This is a genomic window from Streptomyces caeruleatus, assembly GCF_001514235.1.
GTDB classification, from domain to species: domain Bacteria; phylum Actinomycetota; class Actinomycetes; order Streptomycetales; family Streptomycetaceae; genus Streptomyces; species Streptomyces caeruleatus.
In genome coordinates this window covers 111917-125082 of the sequence record NZ_KQ948937.1, presented here as the reverse complement: position 1 = coordinate 125082, position 13166 = coordinate 111917, and the positions used below count along the sequence as shown (strand labels likewise).

General features: G+C 73.5%; 2 protein-coding genes. Both read left to right on the top strand.

The window, feature by feature from the left end; translation table 11 throughout:
• The first annotated feature begins 28 nt into the window (after positions 1–28).
• Positions 29–11797: a non-ribosomal peptide synthetase gene (locus tag AQJ67_RS34780; RefSeq protein ID WP_244190678.1), complete on the top strand. Its 11769-nt coding sequence runs from the start codon at positions 29–31 to the stop codon at positions 11795–11797.
• Positions 11794–13119 (top strand): MFS transporter, encoded by a 1326-nt coding sequence (locus tag AQJ67_RS34775; protein WP_062723332.1) that lies wholly within the window; start codon positions 11794–11796, stop codon positions 13117–13119. The genes AQJ67_RS34780 and AQJ67_RS34775 overlap by 4 nt, the downstream gene beginning before the upstream one ends.
• Positions 13120–13166: the final 47 nt, after the last annotated feature.

The following is a 13166-nucleotide window of genomic DNA, read 5'->3' as shown; positions in this document are numbered from 1 at the left end:
CAACGCGGCCGCAGACAACGACGAACGCATCCCTCACCTCACCCTCCGCCACGTCGTCTTCGCCGGCGAGAAACTCGAACTCGCCGAACTCACCCCCTGGACCAACCGCCTCGGCCTCGATGCCCCCGCACTGATCAACATGTACGGCATCACCGAAACCACCGTCCACACCACCTACCACCGCATCGTCGACGAGGACCTGGCACCGGCCGCGGGCAACCCGATCGGCCACCCCCTCAGCGACCTCACCGTCCATCTGCTCGACCGCTACGGCAACCTGGTCCCCCTCGGCGTCCCCGGCGAGATCCACGTCGGCGGCCCCGGCGTCGCCCGCGGCTACCTCCACCGCCCCGAACTCACCGCCGAACGCTTTGTCCCCGACCCCTACGGACCGCCCGGCGCCCGCCTCTACCGCAGCGGCGACCTCGCCCGCCGACGCCCCGACGGCAGCCTCGACTTCCTCGGACGCGCAGACGACCAGGTCAAGATCCGCGGCTACCGCATCGAACTCGGCGAGATCGAAACCACCCTCACCACCCACCCCGCCCTCCGCGACGCCGTCGTCCTCGCCCGCGAAGACACCCCCGGCGACAAACGCCTGGTGGCGTACTGCGTGACGGCGTCCGACGCGACGGCGCCCTCCAGTGCCGAACTGGGAGCCCATTGCGGGCGGACACTGCCGGACTACATGGTTCCGGCGGCGTTCGTCACGCTGGAGGCGATCCCGCTCACCGCCAACGGCAAGCTCGACAAGCGCGCCCTGCCCGCCCCCGGCCAGGACGCCTTCGCCCGCTCGGAGTACGTGGCGCCCCGCAACCCCACCGAGGAGCGGATCGCGGCGGTCTGGCGCGACATCCTCGGGGTGGACACGGTCGGTGTGCACGACGGCTTCTTCGACCTGGGCGGCGACTCCATCAAGGCCGTCGCCGTCGTCGGCGCCCTGCGCGAGGAACTGCTGGATGTCTCGGTCGGCGATGTCTTCACCCACCGCACGGTCGGTGAGCTGGGTGAACTCCTCGCCGGGCGGGCCGGACTGGCGGCCGGCGACGCGCTGGTGGAGCCGTTCGCGCTGATCTCGGACGAGGACCGGGCGAAGCTGCCCGAGGGCCTCGCCGACGCCTATCCGATGTCCCAGGTGCAGACCGGCATGGTGGTGGAGATGCTGGGCGGCGGTGACTCCTACCGCAGCTTCATCTCGTACCGGATCTCCGACAGCCACGCCTTCTCGGCGGAGGCGCTGCGCGAGGCGGCCAGGACGGTCGTCGGCCGGCACGAGATGCTGCGCACCTCGTTCGACCTGCGGTCCTTCTCGCTGCCCATGCAGTTGGTGCACACAGAGGTGGAGGTTGCGGTCACCGTGCACCGGCTGGCCGCCACGGAGTCCGGGGCCGACGGCGACGCCCCCACCGCGGAGCTGATGGGTCTCCTCGCCGCGGAGCGTGACGCGGAGTTCGACCTGGGCCGCGCTCCCCTGCTGCGGGTAACCGCCTACGTCGGGCCGGACAGCGAGGCGGGCTGGTGGCTGTCGATCGCCCGGCCGCACGCCATCACCGAGGGCTGGAGCCACAACTGGCTGCTGGCCGAACTGATCGGCGTCTACCGCAGGCTGCGTGACGGTGAGCGGCCGCAGCCGTACGCCGCCCCGGCCGTCCGTTACGCCGACTACATCGCCGCCGAACTGGCCTCCCTGCGGTCGGAGGAGGACGCGGCCTACTGGCGGGACGTGGTGGACACGCACACCCCGTTCACCGTGCCCGACGGCTGGGAGCCCGAGGCGGGCGCGGGTGAGAGCTTCGACGTGCGGGTGCCGCTCGACGACATCGAGGGCTCGCTCAGGGACCTGGCGACCCGGCTGCGGGTCTCCGTCAAGAGCGTGCTGCTGGCGGCGCACGTCAAGGTCATGAGCCAGCTCACCGAGTCCCCGGCGTTCCAGGTCGGCCTCGTGTGCGACGCCCGGCCCGAACTGGCCGGCGCGGACCGGGTGTACGGCATGCACCTGAACACGGTGCCCTTCCCGGTGGACCGTTCCGCGCGCACCTGGCGGGAGCTGGTCACCCAGGTCTTCGACCGGGAGGCCGGGCTGTGGCCGCACCGGCGCTATCCGTTCCCGGCGATGCAACGCGACTGGCACGGCGGCCGACTGGTCGACGTCGCCTTCAACTACGTCGATCTGCCCCGGTCGGAGGCCACCGCCTCCGGCGCCGCGGCGGACGGCGGGGCCCGCGCGGACGCCCGGTTCGGCGTCTCGCAGACCGAGTTCGCCATCACCGTGCACTGCCGCGCCGACCGGCTGAACCTGACGACGAACACGGCCGTCCTGAGCCGGGCCGACGGCGAGCGGCTGCGCACCATGTACCGGGCCGTACTGGAGGCGATGGCCGCCGACGCCGACGGCGACGCCCGCGCCACGTATCTGCCCGAGGGCGAACGCGGCCTCCTTCTGGACGAACTGACCGCGACCGGGCGCGAGCCCGTCACCCTGGGGGTGCCGGAGGAGTTCCAGCGCCTGGCCGCCACCGCGCCGGACGCCGTGGCGGTGGTCACCGACGACTCGGTGACCACCTACGGGGAGCTGAACGCGCGGGCCAACCGGCTCGCTCACCGGCTGCGTGAGCTCGGCGTGGGCCCGGACGTCGTCACGGGCATCTGCCTGGAGCGCTCGCTGGAGCTGGTGGTGTCCGTGCTGGCGGTGCTCAAGGCGGGCGGCGCGTATCTGCCGCTCGACCCGGAGGCGCCCGCCGAGCGGCTCGGCTTCATGCTCGACGACGCCGCCGTACGTCTGGTGCTGACCCGTCGCGAACTGGCCGACACGGTAAGGCGGGACGGTACGGCCACCATCGTCCTGCTGGACGACGAGGAGACGGTGTCCGGGCAGCCGGCCACCGACCCCGACCCGGCCGCCGCCGAGGACGACCTGGCGTACGTGATCTACACCTCGGGTTCCACGGGGCGGCCCAAGGGCGCCATGGTCCGCCGCGACGGCATGGGCAACCACCTGCTGGCCAAGATCGAGGACCTCGGGCTCGGCCCGGCGGAGAGCGTCGTGTTCAACGCCCCGCCGGCCTTCGACATCTCGGTGTGGCAGATGCTGGCGGCGCTGGTCACCGGCGGCCGGATCCGGGTCGTCGACGGGGACACCGCGCTGGACCCGAGCGGCCTTTTCGGGCGTGTCACCGACGAGGGGATCACCGTCCTGGAGGTCGTGCCGTCCCTGCTGCGCACCAGCCTTGACTTCTGGGACGCCGGGGCACCCGCCCCCGGACTGCCCCGGCTGCGCAGGCTCGTGGTGACGGGTGAGGCGCTGCCCGCCGAGCTGTGCGACCGCTGGCTGGACCTCTACCCGGGCATCCCGCTCGTCAACGCCTACGGTCCCACCGAGTGCTCGGACGACGTCACGCACGCCGTCGTGTCCGCTCCGCCGGGCGAGGGCCGGGTGCCCATCGGCGAACCCGTCAGGAACACCCGGCTGTACGTCCTGGACGCGTCCCTCCAGCCGGTCCCCGTCGGTGTCGCGGGCGAGTTGTACGTCGGCGGCGACGGCGTCGGCCGCGGCTACCTGGGCCGGTCGGCGCTGACCGCCGAGCGGTTCCTGCCGGACCCGTTCGGGCCGCCCGGTGCGCGGCTGTACCGCACCGGCGACCTGGCCGCCTGGCGCACCGACCGTGCCCTGGACTTCCTCGGCCGCGTCGACGACCAGGTGAAGATCCGCGGCCACCGCATCGAACTCGGTGAGATCGAGACGGCGTTCGCCAGCCATCCCGGGGTGCGCCAGGCCGTGGTGGTCGTCCGCGACGAGCGGCTCGTCGGCTACTTCAGCGCGCCGGACGAGGGCGCCCCGTCCCCCGCGGAACTGCACGAGTGGCTCGCCAGGACCCTGCCGGACTACATGGTGCCGGCCGCGTTCGTCCGGCTGGCGGCGGTTCCGCTCACGCCCAACGGCAAGGTGGACAAGCGTGCCCTGCCCGCGCCGGACGACGAGTCCTTCGTACGGGGCGAGTACGTGGCCCCGCGCACGGACAGCGAACGGCGGATCGCCGGGATCTGGCGGGACGCCCTCGGTGTGGAGCGGGTCGGCGTCCGCGACAACTTCTTCGACCTGGGCGGCGACTCCATCCGCGCCGTGGCCCTCGTCGGAGCGCTGCGCGCGGAGGGCGTCGACATCGCCGTACGGGATGTCCTTCAGGCCCGTACCGTCGAGCGGCTGTCCGAGCTGATCGCGGGCCGGGAGGGGCTGGCGCCGGCCGAGCAGGTCTTCACCGAGCCGTTCGCGCTGATCTCCGAGGCCGACCGGGCGAAGCTGCCGGAGGGCGTCGTCGACGCCTACCCGGTGGGCCGGACCCAGCTCGGCATGCTCATCGAGATGATGGACGGCCGGCGCGGCTCGTACCACATCATCAACACCTTCCGGGTGGCCGACGACAAGCCGCTGGACCCGGACGCGCTGCGGCGGGCGGCCGCTGCCCTGGCGGCACGCCACGAGGTGCTGCGCACCTCCTTCCGGCTCACCGGCTTCTCCACGCCGCTGCAGCTGGTGCACGCCACGGCCGAGATCCCGGTGGAGGTCCGGGACGTGCGCGGGCGCTCCGCGGAGGAACTCACCGCGGCCCGCTTCGAGCTGATGAGGCGGCAGCGCGCCGAGTCCTTCGCGATCGACCGGGCACCGCTGTTCCGGATCGTCGCGCACGACGAGGGCGACGACGCGTGGTGGGTGACCTTCACCCAGTCGCACGCGATCACCGAGGGCTGGAGCTACCACCAGCTCCTGGTGGAACTCCTCGACTGCTACCGGGTGTTCCGCGACGGCGGGCGGCCGGAGCCGTACGACCTGCCGCGGGTGCGGTTCGCCGACGCGATAGCCGCGGAGCTGTCCTCGCTGCGCTCCGCCGACGACCGGGCGTACTGGCGGCGGATCACCTCCGGGTACGTGCCCGTGACGTTTCCCACCGAGTGGTCGGGCGACACGGACGAACTCGTCTACCACGAGGTGCCGTTCGACGATCTCGGCGAGCGGCTCAGGAAGCTGGCCACGTCGGCCCAGGTGTCGTTGAAGAGCGTCCTGCTGGCCGCCCACATGAAGGTCCTCGGGCAGCTCACCGACGCGCCCGCCTACCACTCGGGACTCGTCGTGGACACCCGGCCCGAGGCCGTGGGCGCCGACCGGGTGCTGGGCATGTACCTCAACACCCTGCCCTTCGCGGTGGACCGTTCCGCCCGCACCTGGCGGGAGCTGGTCGGCCAGGTCTTCGACCGCGAGGTCGAGCTGTGGGCGCACCGCCGCTATCCGATGCCCGTCGTCCAGCACGAGTGGGGCGGTGGACGGCTCATCAACGCCTACTTCAACTACATCGACTTCCACCAGGTCGACACCGAGAAGGTCGCCACCGGGACCCGGATGACCAGCGCGACCAGCGAGTTCGACTTCACCGTCTTCAACCGAGGAGACCGGCTCTACGTGAACACCCGGGACAACATCATGAGTTCGGCCCAGGCGGGGCGGGTGGCCGGCATGTACCGCGCGGTACTGGAGGCGATGGCCGCCGACCACGACGGCGACGCCCGCGCCGTGTACCTGCCCGAGGGCGAGCGGGAGCGGCTCCTGGAGCAGGCCGCGGCGGCCGGGGCGGCGGCGCACGGTGTGCCGGGGGCCGGCGGGGACTGTGTGCACGAGGTCTTCGAGCGGCAGGCGGCCCGGACACCGGACGCGGTGGCCGTCGTCGCGGGCGGTGAGTCGCTGACGTACGCCGAACTCGACGCCCGCGCCAACCGTCTCGCCCACCGGCTGCGCGCCCTGGGCGCGGGCCCGGAGCGGGTCGTCGGGGTGTGCCTGCCGCGCGGCGCCGACCTGATCCCCGCCCTGCTGGGCGTCCTGAAGTCGGGGGCCGCCTATCTGCCGCTGGACCCGGCCAACCCGGCCGACCGGCTGGCGTACATCCTGGCCGACGCCCGGGCGTCGGTACTGGTCACCGACACCGCCTCGCTGTCCCTGGTCGAGGACGCCCACGACGGTCCGCTCGTCGTGCTGGACCGGGACCGGCGGGCACTGGCGGCCGAGCCGTCGACCGCCCCCGTGTCCGAGGCGGTGCCGGACAACGCGATCTACGTCATGTACACCTCGGGCTCGACCGGCCGCCCCAAGGGCGTCACGCTCGCCCACGCCAGCATCGTGGGGCTCATGACGAGCGCTCAGGAGCACTACGCCTTCGACGAGTCGGACGTCTGGGCGATGTTCCACAGCTACGCCTTCGACGTGTCCGTGTTCGAGCTGTGGGGCGCGCTGCTGTACGGCGGGACGCTGGTCGTGGTCGACCAGGACGTGGCCCGTGCGCCCGACGACTTCCTGGACATGCTCGTCGAACAGGAGGTGACGGTCCTGTGCCAGACGCCGTCGGCGTTCCGCTCGCTGCTCGCTCCGGCGGTCGAGGGCGACCCGCGGGTCAAGCGGCTGTCGCTGCGGGCCGTCGTCTTCGCCGGTGAGAAGCTGGAGTTCGCCGAACTGCGGCCGTGGACCAGGCGGCTGAGCCTGGGCCGGGTGGCCCTGGTCAACATGTACGGCATCACCGAGACGACCGTGTACACGACATACCACCGGATCACCAAGCGGGACCTGGAGGCCGAGTCGGGCAACCCGATCGGACGGCCGCTGAGCGGTCTGACCGTCCATCTGCTCGACGCGCACGGGCATCCGGTGCCCGACGGGTCCCCGGGCGAGATCCACATCGGCGGTCCGGGAGCGGCACGCGGCTATCTGAACCGGCCTGAGCTGACGGCGGAGCGGTTCGTACCCGATCCGTTCGGTGTGCCGGGGTCGCGGCTGTACCGCAGCGGTGACCTGGGGCGCCGGCGTCCCGACGGCAGCCTGGACTTCCTCGGCCGGATCGACCACCAGGTGAAGATCCGCGGCTACCGCGTGGAGCTCGGCGAGATCGAGGCCACCCTGGCGGCCCACCCGGGGGTCCGCGAGGCCGTCGTCACCGCCCGCGAGGACAGCCCCGGCGAGCAGCGCCTCGTCGCCTATGTCGTGCCCGCCGGCGACACCCCGCCCGCGCCCGCGGAACTCCGGGCCCACCTCGGCCGCTCCCTGCCGGGGTACATGGTCCCGGCCGCGTACCAAGACATCGACCGGATCCCGCTGACCCCCAACGGCAAGCTCGACACCCGCGCCCTGCCCGCCCCCGGCCAGGACGCCTTCGCCCGGGCCGCCTACGCCGCGCCGCGCACCCCGGTCGAGGAACGGGTCGCCGGCATCTGGCGGGACGCGCTCGGCGTGGACCGGGTAGGTGTCCGGGACGGCTTCTTCGACCTCGGCGGCGACTCCCTCAAGGCCGTGGTGATCGCCGGCGGGATGACGGCGGCCGGGGTGGACGTCACGGCGCGCGAGGTGCTGGAGCACCAGACCATCGACGCCCTGTGCGCCAGGTCCGACGCGGGGCCGGCGGCCACTCCCACGGCGGCCGTGGAGCCGTTCTCGCTGCTGGGCGAGGCGGACCGGGCCCGGCTGCCCGAGGGGCTCGTCGACGCCTATCCGCTGACCCAGGCCCAGAACGGCATGCTCGTCGAGATGCTGTCCGGGGACGGCCCGATGAACTACCACCGGGTCTCCTCGGTCCGGATCGGCGCCGCGGAGCCGTTCTCCCGCGAGCCGCTGCAGCGGGCCCTGCGGGAACTGGTCGCCCGCCAGGAGGCGTTGCGCACCGCCGTGGACACCGAGTCGTACTCGGTGCCCATGCAGCTGGTGCACGCCGCGGCGGAGGTCCCGCTGCGGGTCGTCGACCTGACCGCCGCGAGCCCGCAGGAGGCGGAGCGGGCCGTGCGGGAGGCGACGGAGGCGGAGAGCCGTACCCCGCTGGAGCACGCGGCGGCGCCGCTGCTGCGGCTGGTGGTGCACCGGTTCGCCGACGGGGACTGGCAGCTCACCGTCACCCAGTCGCATCTGATCATGGACGGTTGGACGTTCGGGGTGTTCCGCGCCGAACTGCTCGATCTGTACCGCACGTTCCGCGACGGCCTGGACCTCGCGCCGTACACGCCGCCGCCCGTGCGGTTCGCCGACACCGTCGCCGCCGAGCTGCGCGCCCTGGCCGACGCCGAGGACCGCGCCTACTGGAGCGGCGTCGTCGAGGAGCACACCCGGTTCGCCCTGCCCGCCGGCTGGGGCGACCCGGACGGCCCGGACGACCGGCACCGGGTCCATGTCCCGCTGCACGACCTGCTGGAGGGTCTGCGCGCGGTGGCGTCCGACGCCGGGGCGCCGCTGAAGAGCGTCCTGCTCGCCGCGCATGTGCGGGTGCTGGGCCGGCTCACGCCCGAGCGCCGGTTCTTCACCGGTCTGGTCACCCACTGCCGGCCGGAGGCGCCCGGCGCGGACCGCGTGTACGGCACGCATCTCAACCCGCTGCCGTTCCCCGTCGACCTGTCCGCGACGACCTGGCGCGAGCTGGTGCGACAGGTCCGCGACCGGGAGATCGAGGCCTGGCCGCACCGGCACTTCCCGATGCACGCCATCCAGCACGAGCTGGGCGACGGCAGCCCGCTCATCGACGTCCGCTTCAGCTACCACGACTTCACCGCGGCCGGTGCGGGCGTCGCGGCTCCCTCGGCCTCCGGCGACAGCGGCGGCTTCAGCCGTATCGAGGTGCCGCTGGGCGTCTCGACCGTGGAGGGAGGCCTGCAGCTCAACGCCGACAGCGCCTTCCTCGGCCGGGCCGAGGTGGAGCGGCTGGCCGCCATGTACCGGGCGGTACTGGAGTCGATCGCCGCCGGCGGCGACGGTGACACCCGGACCGCCCTGCTGCCGCCGGGCGAGCGGGACCAGCTGCTCGGCCCGTGGGCGAGCGCCCCCGGGGAGCCGGCCGGGCCGGTCTCCTGGACCACGCCCGAGGCATGGCACGCCCAGCTGGCACGGACCCCGGACGCGGTGGCCCTGGCCACCGACGCCACGACGATGTCGTACGCGGAACTCGATGTCGCCGCCAACCGGATCGCGCACCGCCTGCGGGCGGCCGGCGTCGGCACCGAGACCGTCGTGGGGGTGCTGCTGGAACGCGGCACCGAGCTGATGGCCGCGCTGCTGGGCGTGTGGAAGGCGGGCGGGGCGTATCTGCCGCTGGACCCGTCGTTCCCCGCCGGGCGCCTGCGCGACATGCTCGCCGACGGCGGCGCCGAGGTACTGATGAGCACCGGCGGCCTGGCGGAACCGGTGGTGTTCGACGGGCCGCGGGTGCTGGTCGACCGGGACCGCGAGGCGCTCGCGGCCCTGCCCGGGACGGCACCCGAGCAGGTCACCGACCCCGACTCGCTGGCGTACGTGGTCTGCACGTCCGGGTCGACGGGACGCCCCAAGGGCGTCCAGGTCACCCACCGGGGGCTGGCGAACTACCTGCGGTGGGCACTGGAGGCGTACCTGGCCGGTGGCGGCGGTGGCGCCCCGCTGTTCTCCTCGGTGGCCTTCGACCTGGTGGTGCCCAACCTCTGGGCGCCGCTGCTGGCCGGACAGCCGGTGCGGCTGCTGCCCGAGGAGACGGATCTGGACTCCCTGGGGCAGCGGCTGCTGGACGGCGGTCCCTACGGGTTCGTCAAGCTGACGCCCGGTCATCTGGAGGTCCTCTCCCAGCAGATCGCGCCGGAGCGGCTGGCCGAGGTGACGGACGTCGTCGTGGTGGCCGGCGAGGCCCTGCCGGTGCCGCTGGCCGACACCTGGGCGCGGGCGCTGGGCGAGGGACGGCTGCTGAACTCGTACGGGCCGTCGGAGACGACGGTGGCGAGTTCCGGCTGCGCCGTGCACCCGGTGGCCGCCGGCGTCCGCGCGGACGGGACGGTGCCCGTCGGACGGGCCGTCCCCGGGGCCCGGATGCTGGTCCTGGACGCCGACCTGGAGCCGGTTCCGCGGGGGGCGGCAGGCGAGCTGTACATCGGCGGGACCGGGGTGGCCCGCGGCTACGCCGGACGGCCCGACCTGACCGCCGAGCGGTTCGTGCCGGACCCGTACGGCGAGCCCGGCGGCCGGCTGTACCGGACCGGGGACCTGGCGCGGACGCTGCCGGACGGGAGCGTGGAGTTCCTCGGCCGTGCCGACCACCAGCTCAAGATCCGCGGTTACCGGGTCGAGCCGGGCGAGATCGAGCGGGCCCTGACCGCTCGTCCGGAGGTTGCCGAGGCCCGGGTCGTCCTGCGGGAGGGCACGTCCCCGGGCGACGGACGGCTCGTCGCGTATCTGACGGCCGCGCCGGACGGGGAGCCCGACGGCGAGGCGTTGCGGAAGTGGCTCGGCGACAGCCTGCCGTCGTACATGGTGCCGACGGTGTTCGTCCGGCTGGAGCGGATGCCGCTGACCGCCAACGGCAAGCTCGACCGGGCGGCGCTGCCGGATCCCGACGAGGAGGCGTCGGCCCGCCGGCCGTACGTCGCGCCGCGCACCCCGGTGGAGCGGACGCTGGCGGCGATCTGGGCCGAGGTCCTCCAGGTGGAGCGGGTCGGGGCGCACGACCGGTTCTTCGAGCTGGGCGGTCACTCGATCGTGGTGTTCAAGGTGATCGCGGCGGCCCGCCGGGCCGGCGTCCCGCTCTCCCTGCTCACCATCTACCAGGACGACAGGCTGGAGGCGGTGGCCGCGGCCGCCGAGTCGGCGGAGGTCCAGGAAGCGCCCCCGGTCATGGAGGCGGCCCCGGGCACGGAGGCGTCTGCGGTCACAGAGGCGTCTGCGGTCACGGAGGCGCCGGTCAAGGAGGCGTCCCCGGCCCGGACACCGGCGGCCGAGCGGCCCGCCGCGTCCGCCCCCGCCCCGGCCCCGGGCCCGGGCCCTCTGCACGACATGCCGAACGTGCCCGGCGCGAGCGTCGCCGTGATCCGGGACGGCGAGCTGGTGTCCGTCGAGGCCCACGGTGTCCTGGCGGCCGGCGGCAGCGACCCGGTGACCCCCGAGACCGTCTTCCAGGTCGGGTCCCTGAGCAAGCACCTCACCGCGCTCGGTGTGCTGCGGCTGGTGGACGAGGGAGTCCTGGACCTGGACGAGGACGTCAACGCCCGGCTGCGCGGCTGGCGGATGCCGGACGGCTTCCGCGTCACCCTGCGGCAGCTGCTCGGCCATCTCTCGGGCCTGGCCCCGACACCGGTCGTGCACCTCCCGCGCGGGCAGCGCACCCCGTCGCTGACGGATCTCCTGCACGGCAGCGGGCCGGGGGTGAGCATGGGCGCCCGGGCCGAACTGGAGCCGGGACAGGTCTTCCGCAAGGCCAACGTCCACTACTCGGTGGTCCAGCAGGTGCTGGAGGACGCCACGGAGCGGCCGTTCGCCGAGCTGATGGACGACGTGCTCATGAAGCCGCTGGGCCTGACGGGCAGCAGCTTCGACCCGGCGTTCCCCGAGCGGACGGACCGGCCCGTGGCCCTCGGCCACGACCCGGAGGGCCGGCCGCTCGACGGGGGCTGGCTGGTACGGCCCGAGCTGGCCGCGGCCGGCCTGTGGACGACGGCGACCGACCTCGCCAAGGTCGCGCTGGAGATCCGCCGTGCCCGCCTCGCCCGGCCGCTCGCGCAGCTCACCGCCGGCTCGGCCCGGGAGATGCTCACGCCCCAACACCGCCACAGCTCCTACGGTCTCGGCACGGTCGTCGACGACCTCGGCGCCGACGTCCAGTTCGGGCACGGCGGCGGGGGCGCCGGCTATCACGCCCTGGCCATGTGCCGGGTGGGGCCGGGCCGCGGGTTCGTCGTCCTCACCAACGGCGAGTCCGGTGCCGAGGTGGCCAAGCGCCACACCTCGCTCCTGGAGCCGGACGCCTCCGCAGACCGGTCCCGGTGAGCACCGCCGACGGGCCGGCCCTCGCGGCCGGCCCGCAGCGGCCCCCCGGGCCGCTGCGCGCCAACCGTGACTACCTGTTGCTGTGGCTGGGCGCGGGCGTCTCGGTGCTGGGCGACCGCACCGCCGCCATCGCCTATCCGCTGCTGATGATCTGGCACGGCGGCTCGCCCACCGACGCCGGCTTCGTGGCCTTCGCCGGGCTGCTGCCCATGCTGCTCGTGCAGTTGCCCGCGGGTGTGCTGGTGGACCGGCTGGACCGGCGCCGGACGATGATCGTCTGCGATGTGGCGGCATTGCTGGCGCTGGCCAGCGTGGCGGTGGCGGTGATCGGCGACCGGCTGTGGCTGGCCCATGTCATGGCCGTGGCCTTCGTCAGCGGCACGGCGTCGATCTTCTACCGGCTCTCCGAACGGGCGGCGGTCCGCAACGTGGTCCACCCGGACCATCTCTCCCCCGCCCTGTCCCGCAACGAGGCCAGGTCCCGGGCCGCGGGCCTGCTGGGCCAGCCGCTGGGCAGTTCGCTGTACGGGGTCGCGAGGTGGTCGCCGTTCGTGTGCGCGGCGCTGGCCCATCTCGCCGCCTTGATAAGCCTGTTGTGCATCCGGCGGGACTTCCAGTCCGAGCGCCCGCGCACCCCGCTGCGGCTGCGGGCCGAAATGGCCGAGGGCTTCCGCTGGTTGCTGGCGCAGCGCTTTCTTCGTGCGGCGATATCACTGGTCGCGGTCACCAACATCCTGTTCCAGGTGCTGTCGTTGGCGCTGGTCCTGATCGTCAAGGAGAGCGGCGGCTCCCCGGCGACGATCGGCGTCATCGGTCTGGTGTCGGGTCTGGGCGGCATCGTCGGTGCCGTGTCCGGTTCGCAGCTGGTGCGGCGGCTGCGGCCCGGCCCGGTGATGATCTCGATCTTCGGGGTCTGGACGGTGCTGATGCCGATGGTCGCGCTGACGGACGAGGTGTACGTGCTGGCCGCGCTGTTCGCGGGCACGTCCTTCGCCGGGGCGGTCCTCAACCTGCTGGCCGGGGTCTACCAGGTGCGGATGGCCCCGGACGAGATGCAGGGCCGGGTGGGCGGCGTCGCGGGCCTGCTGAGTTCGGGGGCCGGTTCGCTGGGCTCGCTGGCCGGCGGGTTCGCGCTGAGCTCCGTCGGAGCGAGAAGGACGGTGCTGGCGGTCGGGGTCGTGATGCTGGCGACCTTCGTGGCCACGGCACTGATCCCGGCGGTGCGCGGCGCCCGGCGCATCGACGAGAACGACACACCGGCCGGGGACCCCGGCAAGACGATGACGGAACCGGCCGGCTCATCGTCCGATTCCGCGCGATAACCGCGATATAGCCGCAGTATTGGCCGGTTCAGCAAGATCTCCGCGTG